Genomic DNA, 23,953 nt, shown 5'->3' with positions numbered 1-23,953 from the left:
TGGGCCATTTTATTTTCCAGTGGGAAGCCCTGGTTCAGCCATTAACCCGTTTTTCTCAAATCTGCCTTAAATCGGGCAATAAACCGCAAAAAATGGCTGTAAATCCCATTACAAGGGTTTTTCTGTCATACCTTGACCGCTGTCACATCCTGCCATTAATTAAACAAAAACAACTATTGAGTTAAAAAACAACACTTTGCGAGCTGGATCACACCAGCAAAAGCATGCAACAAAAATCCAGTTATTGCTACATTCATCGCCTGTCCAACCCTACCCTTGAGGGCAATAATGAGCCCAATTCGCAACGCATGACTTAGCCCTTACAGGGAAGGAGAGTGAGATGTTACCCACCATGACCAACGGCAGACTCATCTGCCTGGAGTTGAAAGCCACCAGCAAGGAGGCCCTGTTCGACGAGATGGCACAGATGCTGGCGAGCGATGGCGCCGTGTCTGATCAACAGCAATTCGTCAAAGATGTCTGGGCCCGCGAGCAGTTGGACTGCACCGGCTTCGAGCAGGGTGTCGCCCTGCCCCACGCCAAGAGCAAGGCGGTCAGCCGCCCGGCCATTGCCATCGGTGTCAGCCGTCAGGGTATCGAGTACGGCGCCGAAGATGGCAAACCGACCCAGCTGATCTTCATGATCGCCTCCCCGGATGGCGGCGCCAATCACCATATCGAAGTGCTGGCGGAGCTCTCTACCCGTCTGCTGGAGCCGGGCTTTATCGAGCAGATGAAAGCGGCCACCACTGTCGAGCAAGCACTGACCCTGCTCAAGCAAGGTCCGAAAATGGAAAAACCGGCGCCAGCCGCCAAACCGGCAGCCACTGCACCGGCTGAGCCCACCGATCGCACCTTCAAGGATCGCCTCAATACCATGAAGCAGCACCTGCTGTTTGGTACTTCCCACATGATCCCCTTCATCGTGGCAGGCGGTGTGCTGCTCTCCCTGTCAGTGATGATGAGCGGCAAGGGCGCAGTGCCGGAAGCGGGCTTCCTCAAAGACATGGCCACCATGGGTATCGCCGGTCTGACTCTGTTTACTGCCGTACTGGGTGGCTACATCGCCTACTCGCTGGCTGACAAACCGGGCCTGGCCCCGGGCATGATCGGCTCCTGGATTGCCGTACAGCACTATCAAACCGGTTTCCTCGGTGCCATTCTGGTGGGCTTTATCGCAGGTTTCGTGGTCAATCAGCTCAAACGGATCAAGCTGCCTGACTCCATGACCTCGCTCGGTTCCATCTTCATCTATCCGCTGATCGGTACCTTCCTGGTGTGTGGCATCGTGATGTGGGGGATCGGTGCCCCGATCGCCGCCATGATGGAAGGGATGAACCACTGGCTCTCCAGCATGGCGGGCTCAGGTAAAGTGATGCTGGGTGCCATTCTGGGTGGTATGACTGCCTTCGATATGGGCGGCCCGGTCAACAAGGTTGCAACCCTGTTTGCCCAGACTCAGGTCAACACCCAGCCCTGGCTGATGGGCGGCGTCGGTATCGCCATCTGTGTGCCGCCGCTCGGTATGGCGCTGGCGACCTTCATGTCTCCGAAGCGTTACAAGAAAGAAGAGCGTGAATCCGGTAAAGCGGCCGCTATCATGGGCATGATCGGTATCAGTGAAGGTGCTATCCCGTTCGCCGCTGCTGACCCCATGCGTGTTATCCCGGCCATCGTCGCAGGCGGCATCGTCGGCAACATCACCGGCTTCATGATGCACAGTATCAACCACGCCCCCTGGGGTGGCTGGATTGTCCTGCCGGTGGTGGAAGGCAAGATGGGTTACATTCTCGGCACCATCCTCGGCGCCCTGACCACCGCCATCATCGTCAACCTGCTGAAGAAGCCGGTGAGCGAAGAAGATGACGTGACCGCCACCCAAACCAGCTTCGAAGTCATTGAAGCGGAAGGAGAAGCGGACGTACTGGCCATCACTGCCTGCCCGTCTGGCGTTGCCCACACCTTCCTCGCCGCCAAGAGCCTGCAGAAGGCCGCCGCCAAGCAGGGGATCAAGATCAAGGTCGAGACCCAGGGCGCCAACGGCATCATCAACCGCATCACCGCCAAGGATGTCGCCAACGCCCGCTGCGTCATCTTCGCCCACGATGTGGCGATCAAGAACCGCGAGCGCTTCACCAATATCGAGGTCATCGACGTGAAGACCAAGGAGGCGATCCACAATCCGGAAGCACTGCTGGCCCGCACGCTGGGCAACAAGGCAAACGCCGCCTGATAGCAGTCAGACCAACCAGCACAAGGGGCCCATTACGGGCCCCTTTTCGTTGCCGACCGAGCAACCGCACATCATCCCACCGACCAAGCCACTGATTTAAAACATATTAACCAGTCACATCACGGATCTTGGCGAGCCGTCACAGAACGGTGACGTGTAAAAAAACAGCAATTGAAGCGCTGGTCAGATCTCATGTCAAATGGCTCCGCCTACTAAACTGGAGCATCACAAAAATGATAAAAATCAATAAATTGGTTCTGGCTGTTACCCTCACCCTCACTGCCACCCCCTTGCTGGCGGCTCACTGGGCGTGTGGCGACCACGTACGCTTTGGTCTGCCCTCCGAATCGGATCAGAAGCTCTGCCGTGAAGGGTATGCCATCGGCTACAACTACGACTATAAGGTGGCGGACTGGGTCTCCTACCGGATGACCGCCCAGAGCGCACAGGGCACAGTGCCCCGCAAGGATGCCTTCGCCGAGGACAGGGAGATCCCTGTCGCCTACCGCGCTACCCTCTCCGACTACAAGGGCTCGGGCTACGATCGTGGCCATCAGGCCCCGGCGGGGGACATGAAATCGAACAAGAACACCATGAAAGAGAGCTTCCTGCTGAGCAACATGACGCCGCAGATCGGGGTGCTCAACCAGAAGGCGTGGCGCGTGCTGGAGGACAAGGTGAACAAGTGGGCGGTCTCCCGCAAGGATGTTCAGGTGATCACCGGCCCCATCTTTACCGGCTCTGAGGAGTCCATCGGTCAGGGCGTGGCGATCCCGAGCGCCTACTACAAGATCGTGATGGACCCAGCCAAACTGCAGGCCATCGCCTTTATCATGCCGCAGGAAGAGGTGCCCATCAGCCAGATCGCCGACTACCGGGTCTCGGTACGCGAGGTGGAGGAGCAGACCCAGCTCAACTTCTTCAGCGATATGCCCGAAGAGCAGCAAGAGACGCTGGAAGCCCGCATCTCCCCGATGTGGAACTGACTCGAACAACTCATCCGCAGATAGCTTGAGACGCCATCAGTCTTGCATCGCAACAGGGACAGGGGGAGTCACGCTCCCCCTGCCCTTTTCAGATGGCTGCTGACCCGTTGCGGCCATTTTTGCGGCCACAGGTGTGGCATCGCCCGACGACCCGCCCCGACTCACAGTTTGCCACGCCGTTAACTGGTATATTGCCTCTCTTTGGCACTAACAGACTGAATTGACGCACATTTGCCTTATCCCATCGGCCCGCAAACCACTGCGCCACGGCGCGATTCAGCCCGACAGAGGACCTTTTGATGAAACAGACCCTTCTTGCCCTCACCCTCGGCGGCCTGCTGGCGCTCTCGCCCCTCACTCTGCAAGCGGCCGAGAGCTCGATGCAGATGGAGCATGACCTCAATACCCTGGTCAGCAAGCGCCAGGCGGTGGACATGCTGCTCGGCGAAGCGCTGCAGATCTACAAGTCGCCAGCCAAGATCTCCCACGCCGGTTTTACCGCCAAGATGCCGAGCAATATGGAGCTGGTGACCGAGCGGCTGCTGGCCGCCTACCAGCTGGAACCCTACCGCACCGACCTGCTCATCTCGGCAGCCAACGCCCAGATCTACAACGGCAACCTGAGCCGCGCCATCACCTTGCTGGAGCAAGCGCAGGCCGTCGCCCCAGATGATCTCGACATCAACAGCTATCTCGCCATCTGGCAGCTGGTGAAGGGTAACAAGGAGGCCTCCCGCAGCTATCTGGCGAAAGTGGCGGATCGCAACAGTGGCCGGGCTGCCGATCTGGAGGAGATCATCGCCCGGGTACAGCGGATCACCGCCGCCCCGCTGCAGACCGAACTGACCGGGGATCAGGTCAAGGCCACCCAGGAGGGCAAGCGCGCCATCGTCACCCTGGGCTACGCCCTCAATCCCGACGGCAGCATGGACAAGATCCTGCTGGGCCGGCTGCAAACCACCCTTGAGCTGGCCAAAGCCGACCCGGAAGCGCTGATCATCCTGACCGGCGGCGTGCCCCAGAACCGCCAGACCGAGGGCAAGCTGATGGCCGACTGGCTGGCCAACCACGGCATCGACCGCAGCCGCCTGATTGAAGAGAACTACGCCACCAGCACGGTGGATAACGCCCTCTACAGCGCCTATGCCCTCGCCCGCCACCAGATTGACTATGCGGTGCTGGTGAGCTCAGCCAGCCATGTGCGCCGCGGTCAGACGGTGCTGGAAATCGCCTGCGACCAGATTGGCCCGGCCAACATCAAGGTGGCGAGCGTCAGCTACCCTGACAAGCCCCTCGAGGAGCTGGCCACCCCGAGCGAGAGCGAGCTGCTCGGCATCTACCGCGACGCCCTGCGCACCTACGGTATGTGGAGTTACCGCTCCGCCCCGCTGATTGAACGTTGATCAGCCGGGTTCACGCTGAACCATCCGTGATAAACCATAAAGCCCGCCACCCCGGCGGGTTTTAGCATTGCCCCAACGGCTTTCGTTTTGCCGCCATCGCTCATCGTTCCGTATCGCTATCACTCGCCCCGTCTTTTGTCTGACAAGACAAAGCGGTCATCCCCCTATGTATCGGGTGGGCAATCTCATGACGAGTAACATATTCAGATTCAGATGACGTTTATCGCCTGACAAATATCGACTGCGATGATTGGGATATATAAATAAACGCATTGATTTACCGCTCTTTTTCTAAGAACAATTGCTCGCCACAACAATATTTTCGTTATTTCATTGTCAGGCCAATAAATGGGAAAACGGCTATTCCCCCCCCCGGATAACGGAATAGCATCATGATAGGAAAAGGATATTCTCTCTGGCTGACAGCCCTCGCCCTTCTCAGCCTGCAGGCCCACGCCGTCGACGTGACCGTGGCTTACCAGACCTCGGCCGAGCCAGCCAAGGTGGCCCAAGCCGACAACACCTTTGCCCGCGACAGTGGCGCCAAGGTGAAGTGGCTCAAGTTTGACAGTGGTGCCAGCGTGGTGCGGGCGCTCGCTTCCGGCGATGTGCAGATCGGCAACATCGGCTCCAGCCCGCTGGCGGTGGCCGCCAGCCAGCAGGTACCGATCGAGGTGTTCCTGCTCGCCTCCAAACTCGGCAATTCGGAAGCGCTGGTCGTCAAGCCTGAGCTCGCCTCCCCCAAGGCACTGGCCGGCAAACGCATCGCCGTGCCTTTTACCTCCACTACCCACTACAGCCTGCTGGCCGCCCTCAGACACTGGGGCGTGGATCCGGCCAGCCTGCAGATAGTCAATCTGCAGCCACCCGCCATCATCGCGGCCTGGCAACGGGGTGACATAGATGGCGCCTACGTCTGGGCTCCGGCTCTCAATGAACTGGCCAAGGAGGGCAAGGTGCTGACCGACTCGGCCCAGGTGGGTGAATGGGGCGCACCCACGCTCGATGTGTGGGTGGTTCGCAAGGAGTTTGCCAAGGCTCACCCCGAGGTGGTGCAAGCCTTCGTCAACAGCACCCTGGCGGCCCAGCGCGGCTATCTGGACAACCCGGCTGGCTGGCTGGCACAGCCGGACAACCTCGCCAAACTGGCAACACTGAGCGGCGTACCAGCCGCAGAGGTACCCGGGCTGGTCAAAGGCAACACCTACCTGACTGCCCGGCAGCAGAGCGACGAGCTCGCCGCGCTGGTGAACCGGACCATAGTGGACACTGCCCGCTTCCTCAAGGAGCAAGGCAAGGTACAGAGCGCCGGCAGCGATTACAGCCAGTACGTCACCGACCGTTTCGTCAAGGCCCAGGCCCGCTGAATGACCCAAAGTAACCCGGAGGCTGCCATGCTGCAACTCACCCACCTTTGTGCCGACTACGACGGCAAACGGGTGCTCGACAACATCAACCTCACGCTGGAAGCGGGGGAGCTGATGGTGGTACTCGGCCCCTCCGGCTGCGGCAAAACCACTCTGCTCAACCTTATCGCAGGCTTTCTCACCCACCATCAGGGCGAGATCAGCCTGCAAGGCAAACCGGTGACCGGCCCCGGTGCCGAGCGGGGGGTGGTGTTCCAGAACGAGGGACTACTGCCCTGGCGCAACGTGCTGGACAACGTGGCTTTCGGGCTACAGCTGGCCGGTCTGCCCCGCCCGGAGCGCGAAGCGAGAGCCCTGGCCATGTTGCGCAAGGTGGGGCTGGAAGAGGCTCATGCCAAACCCATCTGGCAGCTCTCCGGCGGTCAGCGTCAGCGGGTCGGCATCGCCCGGGCGCTGGCCACCCAGCCGCAACTGCTGTTGCTCGACGAGCCCTTCGGCGCCCTCGACGCCTTTACCCGCGAGCAGATGCAGACCCTGCTGCTGCGCCTGTGGCACGAGCAGCGCCGTCAGGTGCTGCTCATCACCCACGATATCGAGGAGGCAGTATTCATGGCGACCGAGCTGGTGCTGCTCTCTCCTGCCCCGGGCCGGATCACCGAGCGGCTGACCCTGGATTTTGGCCGCCGCTTCGCCGCCGGAGAGTCGTGCCGCAGCATCAAGTCGGATCCCGCCTTCATCGAGCAGCGTGAATATGTACTCGGCCGGGTCTTCGCCGAACGGGAGGAGTTTGCATGACAGCCGCCCTCTCATCCTCGGCAGTCCCTGCCACTGTGCACCTGCGCTGGCCTCTGTCACGTCGGCTTGGCGTGAGCCTGCTTAGCCTGACCACCCTGCTGGCTATCTGGTGGCTGGTGGCGCACCTTGGCTGGATAAGCCCTCTATTTTTGCCGCCCCCCGAGCAGGTACTGCACCAGTTCATCACCATTGCCGGGCCGCAGGGATTCATGGATGCCACCCTGTGGCAGCATCTCGCGGCCAGCTTGCAGCGCATCCTGATCGCCCTGATAGCTGCGGCCCTGTTCGGGGTAACGGTGGGGATTGCCATGGGGCTGAGCCCCACGGTGCGCGGCATGCTGGATCCGCTGATCGAGCTCTACCGACCGGTCCCCCCGCTCGCCTACCTGCCACTCATGGTGATCTGGTTTGGCATAGGTGAGACATCCAAGGTGCTGCTCATCTATCTCGCCATCTTCGCGCCGGTGGCCATGGCAACCCTGACGGGAGTGCAGAGCGCCCAGCAGGTGCGACTGCGGGCCGCCCAGGCACTGGGCGCCACCCGCTGGCAGGTGTTGTTGTACGTCATCCTGCCCGGCGCCCTGCCGGAAATCTTGACCGGGCTGCGCATCGGGCTCGGGGTCGGCTGGTCCACCCTGGTGGCGGCCGAGCTCATCGCCGCCACCCGTGGCGTGGGCTTTATGGTGCAATCCGCCGGCGAGTTTCTCGCTACCGACGTGGTGCTGGCGGGCATTCTGGTGATCGCCCTGATCGCCTTCATTCTGGAACTTGGTTTACGTGCGCTGCAGCGTCGCCTGACGCCGTGGCATGGAGAAGGACTATGAGCAATACCCTGCGTATCACCCCCCTCGGCCCCCACATCGGTGCCGAGATCAGCGGCATTCAACTGGCTGAACCTTTGAGCGATAGCCACTTTGGGCAGATCCATCAGGCCCTGTTGAGCCATCAGGTACTGTTCTTTCGGGACCAGCCCATCACCCCTCTGGCTCAGCGGGCGCTGGCCAACCGCTTCGGCGATCTGCACATCCACCCCATCTATCCCCATGCGCCCGAGGCCAAAGAGATCATCGTGCTCGACACCCACAACGGGAATCCACCGGACAACGACAACTGGCATACCGATGTGACCTTTATCGAGACGCCCCCGGCGCTGGCCATTCTGGCTGCCAAGCAGTTGCCGCCGGTCGGCGGAGACACCCTGTGGGCCAGCGGCATCGCCGCCTTCGAGGGGCTCTCCCCAAGGCTGCAACAACTGCTGGCGGGACTGGAGGCCGAACACGATTTCAGCAAGTCGTTCCCGGCCCATCGCCACACCAGTAGCCCGGAGGAGTACGGACGCTGGCAAGAAGCAGTATCCCGCCATCCCCCCTTGCGCCACCCGGTGATCCGCACCCATCCCCTCAGTGGCCGTCAAGCCCTGTTTGTCAACGAAGGCTTCACCACCCGCCTGCCCGACTTGCCAAGGCAAGAGAGCGAGGCGTTGCTCGCCTTCCTGTTCAAGCATGTCAGCAAGCCCGAGTATCAGGTACGCTGGCGCTGGCAAGAAAACGACATCGCCATCTGGGACAATCGGGTCACCCAGCACTATGCCAACGCCGACTATCTGCCAGCCCGGCGCATCATGCACCGGGCAACTGTGCTCGGCGACAAACCGTTCTGGCGCGCCTCTTGACGCCCAACAACGAAAGAGGGAGGCATCTTGCCTCCCTCTTCTGTTTGTACGTTTCGCCGCACCTGTCAGCTGACGATAAAGCCCTGTGAGGGGGCCGCTTTGGGATCGTCACCGAAGCGGTTCGGCCCCTGCTGGCCGTTGCAAACCATAAAGTAGATAAGCACCAGGGTGCCGATAATGGGGATAAGTCCGAGCAGCAGCCACCAAGCGCTGCGGTCGGTATCGTGCAGACGACGGGCCGCCACCGCCAGCGATGGCAGCAGCACCGCCAGCGAATAGATGGAGCTGATCAGCTCCTTGTCGCCGCCGATCAGCTTGTCCACCATGCCGAGCAGCAACATGACGATGACGTTGCACAGCACGAACATCCAGTATTCGGTGCGACGGGCCCGCCCGCTGAATACCGCATATTGCTTGAGGACCGAGATATACCAGTTCATTGCGCCTCCTGAGTGGCCTTTATGCCTATGAATAAAAAGAGAGTCGATAAAACAAGTAGTTAAGAGCTTAGCGCGATCATCCCCCCTAGTCGACAATGATGCCCGAACGCCTCCCAAACTAATCAGCTGCGGCAATCATTGACCGACTGAGCCGGAAGATAATTTGCCCTGCAACAGGGAAAATCCCCCCCATCAGCGCATCACTCTCGTCACAAGCAGGAAAATGGTGCTTAATAATCCATTAGCAATCGTATGGACTCAGCGTGAGGATAGCGGTAGATTCGGCGCCCAATCCTGAACAGGATCTGTGTCTCCCTCCCATAATGAATCCACTTATTCATTACTTCTCCTAACACAGGGATAGCCATGAGTATTACACGCAGAGATTTTCTCAACGGCGTTGCCATCACCATTGCGGCAGGCGTCGCCCCCATCAATCTGCTCAAGGCTGCCGAAGGCGGCAGCACGCTGGCGGATAAAACCCTGGCCTACCCGCCCGCCCTCACCGGCTTGCGCGGCAACCACCCGGGCTCTTTCGAACCGGCCCACAGCATCGCCCGTGACGGCAAGCAGTATGACTTTGCCAATATTCCCCTTGAGGGGGAGTACGATCTGGTGATCGTCGGCGCCGGGATCAGCGGGCTGGCCGCCGCCTGCTTCTATCAGCAACTGCTTGGCGCGGATAAGAAGATCCTGCTGCTCGACAACCACGATGACTTCGGCGGCCACGCCAAGCGCAACGAGTTCACCACCCCCGATGGCCTGCGTCTGGGTTACGGCGGCAGTGAGTCCCTGCAATCACCGCGTTCGGTCTACAGCCCGGTGGCGCTCGGTCTGCTCAAGGCGCTGGAGGTCAACATCGACGAGCTGGCCGCCGGTTTCCAGCAGACCTTCTATCCGGATCTGGGGCTGAGCCGCGGCGTCTATTTCGACGAGAAGCACTTTGGCGTCAACAAGATAGTGAACGGGGATCCGGGCCACAACGTAGCGGATGACATCCCCCGCGATCGCCTGAACGGCCGGCCGCTGGCGGAGTTTATCGGTGACTTCCCCCTCGATGATGCCGACAAGGCTGCCCTGTTGGCCCTGCACGAATCGAAGATCGACTACCTGAGCGGCATGACCCGCGAGCAGCAGGATGAGTGGGTAACCCGCAACAGCTACACCACCTTCCTGCGCGATAAAGTGGGCCTGAGCGAACGGGCGATCACTTACTTCCAGCAGCGCACCAACGACTTCCAGGCGGTCGGCATCGACGCCACCGCCTGCGCCGATGCGCGCCTCTGTGCCTTGCCGGGCTTCGACGGCCTCAATCTGACGCCGCTGGATGCCGAGGAGCAGGCGGAACTGGACGACCCCTACATCTTCCACTTCCCCGATGGCAACGCCGGTCTCACCCGCCTGATGGTGCGCAAGCTCATTCCGCAGGTGGCGCCGGGTCACACCATGCAGGATGTGGTGCTGGCCAAGTTTGACTACAGCAAGCTCGACCTGCCGGAGCACAAGGTGCAACTGCGCCTTGGCAGCACGGCGTTGCAGGCCAAAAACGTGCGCCTCGCCGATGGCAAGCTGGTGGTGGATGTCACCTACATCAAGGAGGGGAAACTGCACCGGGTGCGGGCCAAGCAGTCGATCATGGCGGGCTACAACATGATGATCCCCTACATGGTGCCCGAGATGCCGGAGCCCCAGAAGGAGGCGCTGCGCCAGAACGCCAAGGCGCCGCTGGTCTACACCAAGGTGGTGATCAAGAACTGGCAAGCTTTCGTCAAGCTGGGGGTACACGAGGTCTACTCCCCGGCAGCCCCCTACAGCCGGGTCAAGCTCGACTATCCGGTCAGCATGGGTGGCTACGAGCATCCCAAGAGCCCGGATCAGCCGATGTGCCTGCACATGGTCTATGTGCCGACCCTGCCGGGCAGCGGCCTCTCGGCACGCGAACAGTCCCGCAAGGGGCGCGCCATGATCCTCGGCATGCCGTTCGAGCAGCATGAACAGATGATCCGCGAACAGCTGCAAGGGATGCTCGGCAGCGCCGGTTTCAACCATGAGCAGGACATCCTCGCCATCACGGTCAACCGCTGGTCTCACGGTTACTCCTATGTCACCAACACCCTGTTTGATGACGAAGCGCAGTGCGAAAAATGGATTGAACTGGGTCGCCAGCCGATCGGCAACATCACCATCGCCAACTCGGATGCAGGCTGGAGCCCCTACGCCCACGCCGCCATCGACGAAGCGTGGCGCGCCGTCAACGAGCTGGTTGCCATGAGCAAGGGAGGTGCCCAATGAGCCGCGCCCTGTCACTGACCGCCAGCGCCTTGCTGCTGGCCCTGCCCGCCCTTGCCGCCAACGCAGCCCCCGCCATGTCTGCGGGGGAATACGTGGCCAAGCTGGGCGATTGCGCCGCCTGTCACACCAGCGAAACCAGCCAGCCGCTCGCGGGCGGCAAAGGGTTCCCGACCCCCATCGGCACCGTATTTGCCACCAACATCACCCCCGACAAGACCCACGGTATCGGCAACTACAGCCTGCCGGAGTTCATCAAGGTGATGCGCGAAGGGGTGGCCCGCGACGGGCATCGCCTCTATCCGGCCATGCCCTACACCGCCTACGCCAAGATGAGCGATAAAGATCTCGAAGATCTCTATCACTACCTGATGAAGGAGGTGCAACCGCTGGCCATCGCCAACAAGGAGAGCGACATCCCCTGGCCGCTCAACATGCGCTGGCCGCTGATGGGCTGGAACTGGGTCTACCACGATGACAGCCGCTTCACCCCGGTGGCGGGCAAAAGCGAAGAGTGGAACCGTGGCGCCTATCTGGTGCAGGGTGCCGGTCACTGCGGCAGCTGCCACACTCCGCGCGGGCTTGGCATGCAGGAGAAAGCGCTGACCGAGGCGGACCCTGTCTACCTGAGCGGTGCGGCGCTGGATGGCTGGTATGCCCCCGATATTCGCGGCAGCCGTTACAGCAAGCAGGCGCTGATCGATCTGCTGAAAACCGGCCGCAGCCAGCATGAAGCGGTCGCGGGCCCCATGGGGGAAGTGATCACTCACAGCAGCCAGTATTTCAGCGACGCCGATCTGGCCAGCATCGCCACCTATCTGACCGATCTGAAAGATGATCCGGTCGCGGAGAAAGGGGCCCGTGCCTATGCCAGTGCCAGCGGCAAGGCGGACTACGCTATGTATTGCTCCACCTGTCACGGGGTCAACGGCCAGGGCAATGACAACGTCATCCCCTCGCTGGTCAACAACCGCACCGTGCTGGCGAGCGATCCGTCGAGCCTGATCAACGTGCTGCTGCACGGCGCCGAAACCCCGGTCACCCACGGCCATCTGGGTTACCACATGCCGGGCTATGGCTGGACCATGGATGATGAGCGGCTCGCCGAGCTGGTCAACACCCTGCGCGCCTCCTGGGGCAATGAAGGCACTGCCGTCAAGGCGGCGGCGGTCAAGGCCCAGCGCGAGCTGCACGGCAAGGAGTAAGGGCTGTCAGTTCTCTCTTGGCCAAGTGCCATAAAAAACGGGCCTCCACTGGAGGCCCGTTTGCTATTGATGAACCAGATTCCGGTGCTTATCCCTTGCGGGATTTTGGCCCCGGCAGTGGCGCCGTTGGCTGGCGGTAATCGCCATAGGGGAAGATATTGCGAAACCGCTGGGCCACCGGCTCGGGGATGGATCGGGAGAAGATCAGCTTCACGCCATCGCCATCGCGCTGCCCCACAATGCGACCGCGCACCGTGTCGTGGCGCAGGATCTGCTTGGCATGCTCAATAAAGGCGGGTGACACCTTGCCCTGCTTGACCACTACCTTGCCGGGGGCAAGACGGATCTCGAACAGGGCGCCACGCCCCAGCTTCATCAACCACCAGATCAGCGCAATCGCCACTATCAAGGAAATCCAAGCCATCTTCATCCCTCCCAAGCTCTTGATATCAGGCAGTATAAGCGGCCATGCGTTCCGATTGTTTGGCGCCGATCACAGCCCCCGCGTCAGCGCAATAGCGCCCCTTTGCTCAGCAATCCTTGCCCCAGCCCACCAACGTCTCGCGATAGAGCGCCAGCAAGGCTTCATCGCGCACCGCCACCCCGACCTGCTGCGGACGATAGGCTGCCCAGTCATCGTGGGAGTGGCGCTTGCCATCAAACTTTTGCAGGGTGTGGCCGATGGCCGGGCCGCTGGTGATAACCCGCACCGGTCCTTCCCGCAGGGTAAAGAGGGTCGGATCAATCACATAGGCGATGGCGGACGGGTCGTGGACATGACAACCGGAGAGCCCCAGCTTCTCGGAGTAGAAGCGCAGGTAGAAGCGGCTGACATCCCACAGGAAGCGGCCCGGCTCCCCCGCCTTGTCCCTGAGCTCATCCAGATAGACGCTGCTGAAGAAGCTCTGTTGGGTCACATCCAGCCCGATGATCACCACAGGCCAGTCGGCGGTAAAGACCCGGTCGGCGGCATCGGGATCATCGTGAATATTGGCCTCGGCATAGGGGGTGACGTTGCCGCGATGGCCGTTGACGCCAAAGGCTCCGCCCATTACTACCACCTGTTTCACCAGCGAGACAATCTCGGGCGCCTGTTGTAGCGCCAGCGCCAGATTGGTGAGCGGGCCGATAGTGACGAGGGTGATCTCCCCCGGCGCGGCTTTCACCGCCTCGACAATATATTGCCAAGCGGGGCGAGGATCCGGAGCGATAGTCACCTCCCCCGCCTCCATGTCGCCAAAGCCGCTCGGGCCGTGGACTATGGTGGTGGGGCCGACCGGCTCGCGCAGCAGCGGGGCTGCAGCGCCTTTGGCTACATCCGCCTTCATGCCGTACTTCTGCTTGAGCCAGAGGGCGTTGCGGGTGCCATTGTCGATAGTGGCGTTACCAAAAACAGTGGTGATGGCGAGCAGCTCGATGGCGGGATGAGCCTCGGCAAACAGGATGGCCATGGCATCGTCGATACCCGGATCGGTATCCAGAATGATTTTATGGGTCATGAGAAATTCCTACGGTGACAAACCCTGCGACAAAAGGGAGAGTCTACCCGGCTGACGCCCCCATATCCCGGCATGGGATCACAGAGCGGGCCTTTGCTCCCGGCAGCGGGGGCGCTGCTGGCGACAATTAGCATAAAAAAACGCGGCCCAGTTGCCAGCGCCGCGCTCTTTATCGTTGTTCGTTATCTGCTGTCTGGCACCGATCTGCCTGACTACGCCCCTCAGTGCTTGCGATGCCAGCGCGGTGAGGTGGATTTCTCTCCCCAAGGGGTCACACAGGGGAGCAGCGCCCCTTCAATCACCATCTCACTGCCTGCCAGCGCCTCGGCGATCTTCTGGTGCAGCACCCGCAGTACCTTGCCCTCGTGCTCGGCCAGAGAGTGGCCCGCGGCAAAGAATTCCGGCTGATATTGCAGTGCCAGCTTCTGGGCGAATTCGTAGGTGTTGAAGCAATCCGGCATCCGCTCAACCACATCTTCAAGCCGGGCCAACAAGCTGTTCAGTTCCCTGGTCATAGTGCTCTCTCCGTGTAGGTTAATAGCCAAAAACTACCCCTTATTAGATAAGCCACCAACGAGCAAACCACAAAAGTGTGGGGAGACACACAGTTCTCTCTTGCGTCCGGCTCATGGTGAACGGCAGACAGCTTGCCAGCTTTACATTCCGGTAACAAACGGCTAGATTTAGACCGACTAATCAGTCGGTCATTTTTCATACGGAGAACAACATGGGTGCGGCGCAGCTTCAACACACTCCTGAGGATATCCTCGCCATCAAATTGTCCCTGCCGGATCAGCTGGCACGGCTCAAGCGGGCGAGTCAAGCTCACCCCATGCCTACCCTGACCGAGCGCCGGGCGCAGCTGACCAAACTCAAGCAGGCGCTGCTCGCCCACAAAGGGCAGCTGTGCAAGGCGCTGGCAGCAGATTATGGCCAGCGCAGCCACTACGACAGCCTGATCGCCGATGTGCTGCCCTGCATCATGCAGATCAACTACACCCAGAAGCGGCTCAAGCGTTGGATGCAGCCCCACCGCCGTCACACCGGCCTGCTGCTGGCCCCCGCCAAAGTAGAGGTGCACTTCCAGCCGCTCGGGGTTGTCGGCATTATCGTGCCGTGGAACTTTCCGGTGATGCTGAGCCTCGGCCCCCTCATCACCGCCATCGCGGCGGGCAACCGGGCGATGCTGAAACTCTCCGAGTTCACCCCTCATACCAACGCCGTGCTGCGCACCATGCTCACCAGCGTGTTTGACGAAAACGAGATCGCCATCATCGAGGGAGATGCCCAGATGGCGGCGGCGTTCAGCTCACTGCCGTTCGATCACCTGCTCTTTACCGGCTCCACCATGGTGGGCAAGCTGGTGATGGCCGCCGCCGCGCCCCAGCTCACCCCCCTCACCCTTGAGCTGGGTGGCAAGAGCCCCTGTCTCATCGCCCCCGACATGCCGGTCGCCACCGCGGTCGAGCGGATGATCTTCGGCAAGAGCCTCAACGCCGGGCAGATCTGCGTCGCCCCCGACTATGTGCTGCTGCCCCGTAGCGAGGTGGATAACTTTATCGCCGCCTATCGCCGCCACTTCAGCAAGCTCTACCCGCAGGGGCTCAATAGCGCCGACTACGGCGCCATCATCAACGACCGCCAGTATCAACGTCTCGTCAGCTGGCTCGATGAAGCCGAGCAGGCGGGTGCCCAGCTCCACCCCTGTGGCAGCCCGGCCCGCGATGACCAGCGTCGCCTGCTGGTGCCCCACCTGCTGACCGGGGTGCCGGGTCAGTGTCAGGTGATGCAGCAGGAGATCTTTGGCCCGCTGCTGCCGCTCATTCCCTACGACACCCTGGAGGAGGCGCTCGCCTATGTGGCCGAGCGGCCCCGCCCGCTGGCCCTCTATCTGATGAGCTTCGATCCCGAGCTGCAGGCGCGGGTGACTCGGGAGACCCACTCCGGCGGCATGGCGATCAACGAGAGCCTGTTTCAGGTGGCGGCCGACGATGTGCCGTTTGGCGGCATCGGCGCCTCCGGTATGGGCCACTACCACGGCCACGAGGGGTTTCTTACCTTCTCCAAGGCGAAAACCGTGCTGACCCGCGGCAAGTTCACCACCGGCTCCCTGATCCATCCCCCCTACCACAGCTGGATCCAGAAGCTGATGATGGCCTTCTTCCTGCGCTGATGGAGATGACCATGAACCAGGCTATCCCGCAGCCACAAAACATGACCGACAAGCGCCGCCAGATCCTGGATGCCGCCCTCGCCCTCTGCGCCGAAGATGGCCTGCAGGGGGCCGCCACCGCTCGTATCGCCAAGGCGGCCGGGGTGGCCAACGGCACTCTGTTCCACCACTTTCCGAGCAAGGAGGCGCTGATCCTCGCCCTCTATCAGGATGTAAAGACCCGGATGGGGAGCGCCATCCATGAAGCAGATCCCACCCTGCCGCTTTACGACCAGACCCGCCACTACTGGCAGCTGGCGATGGAGTGGATGCAGGCTAACCCCAATGAGCTCAAATTTGTGCTGGGTTTCTTTCACTCTCCGCTGCTGGCCAGACCGGCCCGCAGCCAGATCCTGAACGATGCCCTGCGCTTTCTGCCTGCCCTGCTGGCAAAGGGGCAGGCCAGCGGCGAGCTGATGCAGGCCCCCGCGCCACTGTTGCTGGAGGTGTGTCAGGGGCAGTTCCTCGCCTGCGCATCACTGTTTGTCGATCAACCGGAGCTGGGACAGGACGACTACTGGCAAGCCAGTGCGTTTGCCCTCTTCTGGTCAGCCATCTCAGGAGCCAACCCCTATGACAACTCCGATCGTTGAATCTCTGGCCGCCCTTGGTCGCCGCCTCTGGATCACCACTCTGCTCTGGGTGGTGGGTCGCACCCTCTGTCGCGCCGCCCGCACCGATGAGGCGGTACGCCGCGAATTGGCGCCGTTGCCGGACGGGTTGGCAATCCGACTCGAAGTGGGCGGCATCGGCTACGCCATGAACATGCACAAGCAGGGGGGGCGCTGGTATCCCGGCGCGCCGGCGGCACCCCATGCCACCATCCATCCGCTGCGGGTGCGCTTCAAGCACCCCAATATCGCCTTTCGCGCCCTGAGCTTTCGGCTCGGGGTCAATCAGGCATTTGGCGAAAACCGGCTGCTGGTGGAGGGGGATCTGACCGTTGCCATGCATCTGGTGCGGGGGCTTGAGCAGTTGCAGTCCCTGATCCTGCCCGCTTTTATCGCGCGGCCTCTGCTGCGCCACTATCCCGCCCCGACCAACAAACTTGGCCGTGCCTGTAACATCTATCTGGGTCTGGTGACCGGCTAACGCGCAAGGAGCCTTGAAATGAGCCGCTATTACGATTTCTTCTGCCCGGTCAAACTGCTGGCCGGTGAACAGGCGCTGGAGCAGCTGGCCAGCGAGCTGACCAGCCTCGGGGCCCATCGCCCGCTGCTGCTGACCGACAAGGGGGTAAATGCCACCGGCCTTGCCACCCTGCTGGCCAATGTGCTGGCCGAAGGAGAGCTGCCGGTCGCCGCCATCTGGGACGAGATCCCGGCCGACTCTTCCACCGCCGTGGTGGAGCGGATCGCCAAACGCTATCGCGAGCTCGACTGCGACAGTCTGGTGGCGCTGGGGGGCGGCTCGGTCATCGACACCGCCAAGGCGGTCAACATTCTCACCTCCATGGGGGGGGATCATCTGCTCGACTACTCGGGCGCCGGTTGCCTGACCCGTCCTCTCAAGCCGCTGGCGGTGGTGCCCACCACGGCGGGCACAGGATCAGAAGTGACATTGGTTGCAGTGATCAAGGATGAGGCGAGCGGGCGCAAGGTGCCCTTCACCTCCCCCTTCCTGCTGCCCCAGCTGGCGGTGCTCGACCCGCGCCTGACCCAGGGGCTGCCCCTCAATATCACCGCCGCCACCGCCATGGATGCCATGACCCACGCCATCGAGGCTTTTATCGGTACCGCCAAGAACCCGGTGAGCGATGCACTGGCCCTGATGGCGGTGGAGAAGATCGCCAGCGCCCTGCCGCAAATCATCCACGACCCGCAAAACAAGCAACTGCGGCTGCAACTGGCGGAAGGCTCCACGCTGGCTGGCATGGCTTTTTCCAACTCCATGGTGGGGCTGGTGCACGCCCTCGGCCACAGTCTGGGAGCCCGCTGCCATCTGCCCCACGGGCTGTGCATGAACCTCTTTTTGCCGACCGTGCTCGACTACAACCGCCCCGAGGTGGATAGCGAGTTGGCCCGGCTGCTGTTGCCGCTGGTGGGGGCAGAGCGCTTTGCTGCCACCCCGGCCCATCAGCGGGCGGAGGCGACCATCACAGCCATTCGCACCCTGCGCGACACCTTGTGGCAAGCGGTCAAGCTGCCGCGCACCATGAGCGAGGCGGGGGTAAGCGATCGCTCGCTACTGACCGAGATCCGCGATCTGGCGGTCAACGACGGTGCCATGCTGTTCAATCGCAAGGACGCCGACCGTGAGCAGTTACTCACCCTGCTGGAGCGAGCCTGGGCCTAGTGGCTAATCGGCTACAACCTCACAAATAAACTGGAATGGCGCATCAGGATGGTGCGCCAACAATGAAAAGAGTTGATCAAAATCATCTTGGTTCTTTTTGCTCGCTCGGTTGTGGCTATACCAAATAGCCCCCGTATCCCCCATCCACATTGAGATTCTCTTGGCCAACAACAGCCGAATTTTTCTATTTTTACCTGCTGTTTCAAACTGAGCCTTGAGTTCAGGGCATGATGCATCGGAAATCGCAATCTGCCGCTGATCCGGGCTGTTCTGACTTTGAGCCAACACCTTCCGGGTAACTTTCAACATTACCGTGTCCATTTTTACCTCTTCCGAACTTGCTGATTATCGCCACATCGATTCGTGCCAAGATAAAAGTCAGAGAGCAAGAGCTGGCTCAATAATCCTGATAACAATCGATACATCATCCACTATCTGTTCTATACCTTGGCTAACAGTTATGTTGTGCCGAGAGACCCAACTTTATGCCAGAGGTGCCCACCATGAGCGACATCATCCATCAGGCCAACCAGCAGCAGTTCATCTGTATGGTGGAGGGGAAAGAGTCGAGACTGCGCTACCGGCGGCTCGATGCCAAGACCATCGACGCCTACAGCACCTTCGTGCCCCCCGAGCTGCGGGTGCAGGGGATTGCCGATCAGCTGGCGCGTGCCTTCTTCAACTGGACTCAGGCGGAGGGGCTCACTATAGTGCCGAGCTGCCGCTACATTGATGTCTGGTTACGCCGCAATGCCAACAACTGAACCTCTGAACTCCGCCCTCGAACAGCAATTCCAAGCCAAAACAGAAGCCCTGCTGCGGGCCGATCCGCAGCGGATGGCCTGCCTGCAGGCAGCCGCCGAGCTCAATCTGCCCGACTGGGCGCTGGGGGCCGGTTTTATCCGCAACCTCATCTGGGATCATCTTCACCACAAGGCGGAGCCCACCCCGCTCAACGACATCGACCTTATCTATCTCGATAGCAGCGATCCGCAAGGGCTGGCCGAGGCGGCGCATGAAGCCTGGCTGGCTAAACGGCTGCCCGGCCAGCAGTGGGAAGTGCGCAATCAGGCCCGCATGCACACTCGTCAGCTGGTAACGCCGTTTGCCAACAGCCTTGAGGCGCTCAGTCACTGGGTCGAGGTGCCCACCTGTATCGGCGTGCGCCTCACCCAAGATGGCGAGTTCGAGTGGCTCGCCCCCTATGGCTTTGCCATCAACTGGTCGCTGCAAGTGAGTGCCAACCCCAGATGTCGCCAGGACAAACAGATCTTCACCCAGCGCATCAAGGAGAAACGCTGGCAGATTATCTGGCCTGACCTTCAGGTAAACTGGCCATAACCTGATTGCAATGTTTCGATAACCTTGGGCACACTAGGGGAAAAGCTGGTTGTAACTCTATGGGTTAAATAATGCGCGACTTCTTCTCTCTCGAACGCTGGCTACCGGGCCTCGCCGCCCTGCTGCAATACCAGCGCGCCTGGTTGATGCCAGACCTTCGCGCCGGACTCTCGGTGGCGGCCGTGGCGCTGCCCGTCGCCATCGCTTATGCCGAACTCGCCGGGGTGGGCGCCATCGTCGGCCTCTACTCCTGCATCCTGCCCATGCTGGTCTACGCCCTGTTTGGCACCTCCCGCCAGCTGATTGTCGGCCCCGATGCCGCCACCTGCGCGGTCATTGCCGCCGTGGTGACGCCGCTGGCCGCCGGTGACCCGACCCGTCACTGGCAACTGGTGATGACCATGACCGCCATGACCGGCTTCTGGTGCCTGATTGCCAGCCGCTTCAAGCTGGGAGTACTGGCGGACTTCCTCTCCCGCCCGATCCTGATGGGGCTGCTCAACGGGGTGGCCATCACCATCATGGTGGGCCAGCTCTCCAAGATCTTCGGCTTCACCTTTAGCGAACGTTACCTCATCGAGCGGATCGCCAGCGGAGCCACCTATATCACCCAGACCCATCTGCCGACCCTCGCCATGAGTCTGGTGGCCCTGCTTACCCTGCTGCTGGCCAAACGCTACAAACCGGCATGGCCCTCCTCCATGGTGGCCATGGTGGTGACCGCTGCGCTGGTGTGGGGCTTCAATTTGGGCCAGTTTGATATCGCCACCCTGGGGGCGGTGGGTTCCGGCCTGCCCGCGTTCCAGATGCCGGAATTTCCTCCCGGCCTGATGCGGGAGCTGGTGCTGCCGGCCCTTAACCTCGCCATGGTGAGCTTCGTCTCCATGATGCTGACCGCCCGCAGCTTTGCCGCCAAAAACGGTTACGAAATCGACGCGGACAAGGAGTTTCGAGCCCTTGGCATGGCGAACCTCGCCTCCGCGGTCTCGCAAGGCTTTGCCATCAGCGGGGCAGATTCACGCACCGCGGTCAACGACGCCAACGGCGGCAAGAGCCAGCTGGTCTCCATCATCGCCGCGGCAGTGATCGCCCTCATCACCTTCTATCTGACGGCGCCGCTCAAATACATTCCCACTGCCGCCCTCGGGGTGGTGCTGGTGATGGCCTCCCTGTCGCTCACCGATTTTCGTGGTCTCTGGGCGCTGCGCAACTCCGATCGTTCCGCCTTCTGGCTGGCGCTGGTCACCTTTATCAGCGTGCTCACCATGGGGGTGATCCCGGGGATCACCCTCGCCGTGCTGCTGGGGCTGTTCCAGTTCCTGCGCAATGTGATGCGCCCCACCGATCAGCTGCTCGGCATGGATGACGAGGGGGTAGTACGCACCCTGGGAGACAACGAACAGGCCAAGGCGATCCCGGGCATTCTGGTCTATCGCTTCAACTCGCCGCTCACCTACTTCAACGCCCCCTATTTCAAGCGGCGGGTGCTGGCCCTGCTGGTGCAGGATCCCCGAGCCCCCAAGTGTCTGGTGATCGATGCGGTCGCCTGCTTCACCCATCAGGACATCAGCGTGATGAGCATGGTGGGGGAACTGCACAAGGATCTGAAACGGCGCGGCATCCATATGGTGATGGCGGGTCGCCACGGCCAGATGACCCACTGGCTCAAACAGGCGGGCGTGCGGGTGGGCGATGAGGGGATCATCCTCTGCCCGGATATGTATCAGGCGCTGCGCATGACCCGCTGCTACCGCGAGCCGGTGTTCAGGGATGACGAGGTGGTGGAGAGCACGACCGATGCCATCCGCTCCCACTGGCCGCAGGATGATGCCCTGCCCGACTCGGCGCGCCTCACCCTGCCAAGCGAACAGGAGGCGGGCGCCACGCCTGCCTGATCCCCTGGCCTGCACAAGGATTGCACCGGCCTTGGCCTTGGTGTTAAATGCGCCCCCAGAGGGCACTCCCCCGTGCCCTCCCAGCTGTTGGACATGCCATGCAATCTCAATCCCACGCAGGCCCGGGCACGCTCTTTGCGCTGACCTGGCCGCTCTTTATCGATCTCGCCCTGCATTTTCTGACTGGCGCCCTCAACACCTTCATGGTGGGTCACGTCTCCTATCAGGGAGTGGCCGCGCTGGCGGTCGGCAATCAGGTGTTCGATCTCGCCATCACCTTGTTCAGCTTCGTCAGCATCGGTACCAGCGTGGTGATCACCCAGTATCTGGGCGCGGGCGATCGGGAGAAGAGCCGGGTGGTGATCCACACCGCCATCGGCTTCAACCTGCTGATCGGGCTGGTGGCCGCCATCGGCGTGATGGCGGGGGCCAGCACCATGCTGGCGCTGATGAACCTGCCCGCCAACCTGATGAGCGATGGCACCCTCTACCTGCAGATCATCGGTCTCTGCCTGCTGCCGGAAGCGGCGGCGCTCTGTCTGGCGGCGACCCTGCGCGCCCACGGCCATACCCGTCAGGCGATGTATGTAACCCTGATCGTCAACCTCATCACCTTCGTCGGCAACCTGCTGTTGCTCTACGGCTGGTTTGGCCTGCCCCAGCTGGGGGTCGCAGGCGTTGCCATCAGCACGGTCGCTGGCCGACTGGTGGGTGTGGTGCTGCTGGTGTGGCTGGTGGCCCGCAAAACCGGCATTCGGCTGGTGGTGCGCGATATCGTCCACCCCAGTCGGGAGATGCTGGGCAAGGTGCTCCATATCGGCCTGCCGGCTGCGGGGGAGAACCTCTCCTGGATGCTGCAGTTTATGGTGGTGACCGCCTTTGTCGGCCTGCTGGGTGACAAGGCGCTGGCAACCCAGTCCTACTTCTTCCAGATCTGCCTGTTTATCCTGCTGTTTGGCCTCTCCATCGGCCTTGGCAACGAGATCATCATCGGCCATCTGGCGGGAGCCAGGCAGTTCGATCGCGCCTATCAACAGCTGCTCAAGAGCCTCAAGCTGGGGCTGGCGGTCACCTGCGTCATCGCCGTGGCGGCGGCCCTCAATGGCCGTACCATCATCAGCCTCTTTACCGATGATGCCGACATCATCACCCAGGTGGCGCAACTGTTTCTTATCAGCCTTATCCTCGAGCCCGGTCGTACCTTCAATCTGGTGGTGATCAACGCCCTGCGGGCCACCGGGGATGCCCGTTTCCCCCTCTACATGGCGTTGCTCTCCATGTGGGGAATTGCCGTGCCACTCTCCTATTTCCTCGGTATCATGCAGGGTTATGGACTGGTCGGTATCTGGCTGGCGCTGGCCTGCGACGAGTGGGTGCGCGGTCTGGCCATGTTCTGGCGCTGGCGCAGTCGTCGCTGGCAAAACAAAATTCTTGTTGAAACAAAAGCGGAATCACAATGAAGAAGATAGGACTCTTGCTGGCTGCCATCCTGCTCAGCCCCTTGGCAATGGCGCAAACTGCCCCTGCCGCTCCCAAGGCTCAAGCCACCCAGACCTGGTATGTGGCCCCCATCGCCATCGATGAAACCAGCGACGCCCAGAAGGCGCTGACCAAGGACTTCATGGCCCAGATGATCAAGACCATCAAGATCAACGAGTACCAGACCGGCAAGGCGGTGGGCAACACCAAAAAGCCCAAGTGGCTGATCCGCACCAAGCTGATCCCCGCCAGCAACGAGCCGCTGGTCGGCAAGAAGCACCCGCAGGGTCTCACCTACGGCAAGGGCAATCCGACCCAGGAGATCGTCGGCGAGCTGTTGATGAACGGCACCCTGGTGGCCCACATCGGTCAGGGCTGGCGTGAGCCCATCGTCCCGGGCACGCCGGTGGCTGACAAACTCTCCATCGCCAACTATCGATACGCCATCGGGGATCAGGCCAAGTCGGCGGATCTGGAGGAGCTGGCGGCCCAGATTGGCTTTGAAGCGGGCAAGGTGATCCACCGCGATGGCAAGCCGCTGCCCGAGAAGAAAAAGAAAAAAGAGCAGGCGGACGAAGAGAAAGAGTAACGTCGCCTGCATCCATAAAAAGGGGCCACTCGGCCCCTTTTTTGATCCTGCCCCCTCACGTCAACACTGCCCCTGTTGTGACTTGTCGCACAGTTTGTGCTCACCATTCAGATTGATAAATCACTTATCTTGTTTTGATTCAACAAGTTATAAATATCCCGCCGAATACTCCAAATCATTGCCCCCAAATCCGATCAGGATCACATTTATCCCCAGCACTAAGGGGTAGCTTTGGTCTTACAGGCACAATCAA

The 23,953-nt window shown here is 61.2% G+C and carries 23 protein-coding genes; 18 read left to right on the top strand and 5 right to left on the bottom strand.

Annotated features, from left to right (window positions below):
- Positions 1-340: 340 nt before the first annotated feature.
- The 7 genes from ACTG1P_RS20920 (at position 341) to tauD (ending at position 8,456) form a co-directional block, all read left to right on the top strand.
- Positions 341-2,233 (top strand): PTS fructose transporter subunit EIIC, encoded by a 1,893-nt coding sequence (locus ACTG1P_RS20920; RefSeq protein WP_440002149.1) that lies wholly within the window; start codon positions 341-343, stop codon positions 2,231-2,233.
- A gap of 233 nt (positions 2,234-2,466) precedes the next feature.
- On the top strand, positions 2,467-3,219 hold the full coding sequence (locus ACTG1P_RS20915; protein ID WP_440002148.1) for a DNA/RNA non-specific endonuclease: 753 nt from the start codon (positions 2,467-2,469) through the stop codon (positions 3,217-3,219).
- A 299-nt stretch (positions 3,220-3,518) separates the two neighbouring features.
- Positions 3,519-4,622 carry an ElyC/SanA/YdcF family protein gene (locus ACTG1P_RS20910; protein ID WP_252655559.1) on the top strand — a complete coding sequence of 368 codons (1,104 nt, stop codon included), beginning with the start codon at positions 3,519-3,521 and terminating at the stop codon, positions 4,620-4,622.
- Positions 4,623-5,014: 392 nt separating this feature from the next.
- Complete coding sequence (gene tauA, locus ACTG1P_RS20905; protein WP_182937784.1) at positions 5,015-5,989, top strand: taurine ABC transporter substrate-binding protein; 975 nt, start codon at positions 5,015-5,017, stop codon at positions 5,987-5,989.
- The gene (tauB, locus tag ACTG1P_RS20900) at positions 5,990-6,784 is read left to right on the top strand and encodes a taurine ABC transporter ATP-binding subunit (RefSeq protein WP_440002147.1); all 795 of its coding nucleotides are present in this window, start codon (positions 5,990-5,992) and stop codon (positions 6,782-6,784) included.
- The gene (gene tauC / locus ACTG1P_RS20895) at positions 6,781-7,608 is read left to right on the top strand and encodes a taurine ABC transporter permease TauC (protein ID WP_440002146.1); all 828 of its coding nucleotides are present in this window, start codon (positions 6,781-6,783) and stop codon (positions 7,606-7,608) included. Before tauB ends, tauC begins: the two co-directional genes overlap by 4 nt.
- Positions 7,605-8,456 (top strand): taurine dioxygenase, encoded by an 852-nt coding sequence (gene tauD / locus ACTG1P_RS20890; RefSeq protein ID WP_440002145.1) that lies wholly within the window; start codon positions 7,605-7,607, stop codon positions 8,454-8,456. The genes tauC and tauD overlap by 4 nt, the downstream gene beginning before the upstream one ends.
- A gap of 65 nt (positions 8,457-8,521) precedes the next feature.
- Here tauD and ACTG1P_RS20885 read toward each other — a convergent pair whose 3' ends face one another.
- Complete coding sequence (locus ACTG1P_RS20885) at positions 8,522-8,896, bottom strand: DUF805 domain-containing protein (protein WP_019446635.1); 375 nt, start codon at positions 8,894-8,896, stop codon at positions 8,522-8,524.
- A 366-nt stretch (positions 8,897-9,262) separates the two neighbouring features.
- Between ACTG1P_RS20885 and ACTG1P_RS20880 the strand changes: the two genes are divergently transcribed.
- Complete coding sequence (locus ACTG1P_RS20880; protein WP_236350230.1) at positions 9,263-11,188, top strand: NAD(P)-binding protein; 1,926 nt, start codon at positions 9,263-9,265, stop codon at positions 11,186-11,188.
- On the top strand, positions 11,185-12,390 hold the full coding sequence (locus ACTG1P_RS20875) for a c-type cytochrome (RefSeq protein ID WP_440002144.1): 1,206 nt from the start codon (positions 11,185-11,187) through the stop codon (positions 12,388-12,390). Before ACTG1P_RS20880 ends, ACTG1P_RS20875 begins: the two co-directional genes overlap by 4 nt.
- Before the next feature lie 88 nt (positions 12,391-12,478).
- On the opposite strand, the gene ACTG1P_RS20870 is transcribed toward ACTG1P_RS20875, so the two are convergent.
- The 3 genes from ACTG1P_RS20870 to ACTG1P_RS20860 form a co-directional block, all read right to left on the bottom strand.
- Positions 12,479-12,814, bottom strand: coding sequence for a DUF3634 family protein (locus ACTG1P_RS20870; protein WP_005353195.1), 336 nt, complete (start codon positions 12,812-12,814; stop codon positions 12,479-12,481).
- Between the two features lie 106 nt (positions 12,815-12,920).
- Positions 12,921-13,889 (bottom strand): nucleoside hydrolase, encoded by a 969-nt coding sequence (locus ACTG1P_RS20865; protein ID WP_150996563.1) that lies wholly within the window; start codon positions 13,887-13,889, stop codon positions 12,921-12,923.
- Positions 13,890-14,110: 221 nt separating this feature from the next.
- Entirely contained in the window at positions 14,111-14,404 is a 294-nt protein-coding gene (locus tag ACTG1P_RS20860; protein ID WP_005337735.1) for a hypothetical protein, read from the bottom strand.
- A 212-nt stretch (positions 14,405-14,616) separates the two neighbouring features.
- On the opposite strand from ACTG1P_RS20860, the gene ACTG1P_RS20855 reads away from it, so the two are divergent.
- Genes ACTG1P_RS20855 through ACTG1P_RS20840 form a run of 4 tightly spaced genes read left to right on the top strand, consistent with a single transcriptional unit; the run spans position 14,617 to position 18,396 of the window.
- Complete coding sequence (locus tag ACTG1P_RS20855; protein ID WP_440002143.1) at positions 14,617-16,062, top strand: coniferyl aldehyde dehydrogenase; 1,446 nt, start codon at positions 14,617-14,619, stop codon at positions 16,060-16,062.
- 11 nt (positions 16,063-16,073) lie between these two features.
- A complete protein-coding gene (locus ACTG1P_RS20850; protein WP_128815951.1) occupies positions 16,074-16,694 on the top strand; it encodes a TetR/AcrR family transcriptional regulator in 621 nt (206 codons plus the stop codon).
- Positions 16,675-17,193, top strand: a complete 519-nt coding sequence (locus tag ACTG1P_RS20845) for a hypothetical protein (RefSeq protein ID WP_440002142.1) — start codon at positions 16,675-16,677, stop codon at positions 17,191-17,193. Before ACTG1P_RS20850 ends, ACTG1P_RS20845 begins: the two co-directional genes overlap by 20 nt.
- A gap of 18 nt (positions 17,194-17,211) precedes the next feature.
- The gene (locus tag ACTG1P_RS20840) at positions 17,212-18,396 is read left to right on the top strand and encodes an iron-containing alcohol dehydrogenase (protein WP_440002141.1); all 1,185 of its coding nucleotides are present in this window, start codon (positions 17,212-17,214) and stop codon (positions 18,394-18,396) included.
- Positions 18,397-18,399: 3 nt separating this feature from the next.
- Here the strand turns inward: ACTG1P_RS20840 and ACTG1P_RS20835 are convergent, their stop codons facing one another.
- Complete coding sequence (locus ACTG1P_RS20835; protein ID WP_139493967.1) at positions 18,400-18,705, bottom strand: hypothetical protein; 306 nt, start codon at positions 18,703-18,705, stop codon at positions 18,400-18,402.
- Positions 18,706-18,899: 194 nt separating this feature from the next.
- Between ACTG1P_RS20835 and ACTG1P_RS20830 the strand changes: the two genes are divergently transcribed.
- From ACTG1P_RS20830 to ACTG1P_RS20810, 5 genes are all read left to right on the top strand, one after another.
- Entirely contained in the window at positions 18,900-19,160 is a 261-nt protein-coding gene (locus tag ACTG1P_RS20830; protein ID WP_005337747.1) for a GNAT family N-acetyltransferase, read from the top strand.
- Positions 19,147-19,737 carry a nucleotidyltransferase family protein gene (locus ACTG1P_RS20825; protein WP_440002140.1) on the top strand — a complete coding sequence of 197 codons (591 nt, stop codon included), beginning with the start codon at positions 19,147-19,149 and terminating at the stop codon, positions 19,735-19,737. The genes ACTG1P_RS20830 and ACTG1P_RS20825 overlap by 14 nt, the downstream gene beginning before the upstream one ends.
- Before the next feature lie 71 nt (positions 19,738-19,808).
- Complete coding sequence (locus tag ACTG1P_RS20820; protein ID WP_440002139.1) at positions 19,809-21,632, top strand: SulP family inorganic anion transporter; 1,824 nt, start codon at positions 19,809-19,811, stop codon at positions 21,630-21,632.
- 98 nt (positions 21,633-21,730) lie between these two features.
- Complete coding sequence (locus ACTG1P_RS20815) at positions 21,731-23,092, top strand: MATE family efflux transporter (protein ID WP_005361670.1); 1,362 nt, start codon at positions 21,731-21,733, stop codon at positions 23,090-23,092.
- Positions 23,089-23,700: a hypothetical protein gene (locus ACTG1P_RS20810; protein WP_005337761.1), complete on the top strand. Its 612-nt coding sequence runs from the start codon at positions 23,089-23,091 to the stop codon at positions 23,698-23,700. Before ACTG1P_RS20815 ends, ACTG1P_RS20810 begins: the two co-directional genes overlap by 4 nt.
- Positions 23,701-23,953 lie beyond the last annotated feature (253 nt).

The sequence above is a fragment of the Aeromonas sp. 11P genome (assembly GCF_051920165.1).
Taxonomy (GTDB): domain Bacteria; phylum Pseudomonadota; class Gammaproteobacteria; order Enterobacterales; family Aeromonadaceae; genus Aeromonas; species Aeromonas veronii.
The sequence above is the reverse complement of the archived record's forward strand: the minus strand, read 5'-3'. Positions and strand labels throughout refer to the sequence as shown.

Coding starts and splice junctions, on each gene's coding strand:
- ACTG1P_RS20835 (WP_139493967.1), bottom strand. CDS start 18,705: ATGTTGAAAGTTACCCGGAAGGTGTTGGCTCAAAGTCAGAACAGCCCG.
- ACTG1P_RS20870 (WP_005353195.1), bottom strand. CDS start 12,814: ATGGCTTGGATTTCCTTGATAGTGGCGATTGCGCTGATCTGGTGGTTG.
- ACTG1P_RS20915 (WP_440002148.1), top strand. CDS start 2,467: ATGATAAAAATCAATAAATTGGTTCTGGCTGTTACCCTCACCCTCACT.
- ACTG1P_RS20845 (WP_440002142.1), top strand. CDS start 16,675: ATGACAACTCCGATCGTTGAATCTCTGGCCGCCCTTGGTCGCCGCCTC.
- tauA (WP_182937784.1), top strand. CDS start 5,015: ATGATAGGAAAAGGATATTCTCTCTGGCTGACAGCCCTCGCCCTTCTC.
- ACTG1P_RS20880 (WP_236350230.1), top strand. CDS start 9,263: ATGAGTATTACACGCAGAGATTTTCTCAACGGCGTTGCCATCACCATT.
- ACTG1P_RS20875 (WP_440002144.1), top strand. CDS start 11,185: ATGAGCCGCGCCCTGTCACTGACCGCCAGCGCCTTGCTGCTGGCCCTG.
- ACTG1P_RS20810 (WP_005337761.1), top strand. CDS start 23,089: ATGAAGAAGATAGGACTCTTGCTGGCTGCCATCCTGCTCAGCCCCTTG.
- ACTG1P_RS20830 (WP_005337747.1), top strand. CDS start 18,900: ATGAGCGACATCATCCATCAGGCCAACCAGCAGCAGTTCATCTGTATG.
- tauD (WP_440002145.1), top strand. CDS start 7,605: ATGAGCAATACCCTGCGTATCACCCCCCTCGGCCCCCACATCGGTGCC.
- ACTG1P_RS20910 (WP_252655559.1), top strand. CDS start 3,519: ATGAAACAGACCCTTCTTGCCCTCACCCTCGGCGGCCTGCTGGCGCTC.
- ACTG1P_RS20920 (WP_440002149.1), top strand. CDS start 341: ATGTTACCCACCATGACCAACGGCAGACTCATCTGCCTGGAGTTGAAA.
- ACTG1P_RS20820 (WP_440002139.1), top strand. CDS start 19,809: ATGCGCGACTTCTTCTCTCTCGAACGCTGGCTACCGGGCCTCGCCGCC.
- ACTG1P_RS20815 (WP_005361670.1), top strand. CDS start 21,731: ATGCAATCTCAATCCCACGCAGGCCCGGGCACGCTCTTTGCGCTGACC.
- ACTG1P_RS20840 (WP_440002141.1), top strand. CDS start 17,212: ATGAGCCGCTATTACGATTTCTTCTGCCCGGTCAAACTGCTGGCCGGT.
- ACTG1P_RS20855 (WP_440002143.1), top strand. CDS start 14,617: ATGGGTGCGGCGCAGCTTCAACACACTCCTGAGGATATCCTCGCCATC.
- tauB (WP_440002147.1), top strand. CDS start 5,990: ATGACCCAAAGTAACCCGGAGGCTGCCATGCTGCAACTCACCCACCTT.
- ACTG1P_RS20850 (WP_128815951.1), top strand. CDS start 16,074: ATGAACCAGGCTATCCCGCAGCCACAAAACATGACCGACAAGCGCCGC.
- ACTG1P_RS20825 (WP_440002140.1), top strand. CDS start 19,147: ATGCCAACAACTGAACCTCTGAACTCCGCCCTCGAACAGCAATTCCAA.
- tauC (WP_440002146.1), top strand. CDS start 6,781: ATGACAGCCGCCCTCTCATCCTCGGCAGTCCCTGCCACTGTGCACCTG.
- ACTG1P_RS20865 (WP_150996563.1), bottom strand. CDS start 13,889: ATGACCCATAAAATCATTCTGGATACCGATCCGGGTATCGACGATGCC.
- ACTG1P_RS20885 (WP_019446635.1), bottom strand. CDS start 8,896: ATGAACTGGTATATCTCGGTCCTCAAGCAATATGCGGTATTCAGCGGG.
- ACTG1P_RS20860 (WP_005337735.1), bottom strand. CDS start 14,404: ATGACCAGGGAACTGAACAGCTTGTTGGCCCGGCTTGAAGATGTGGTT.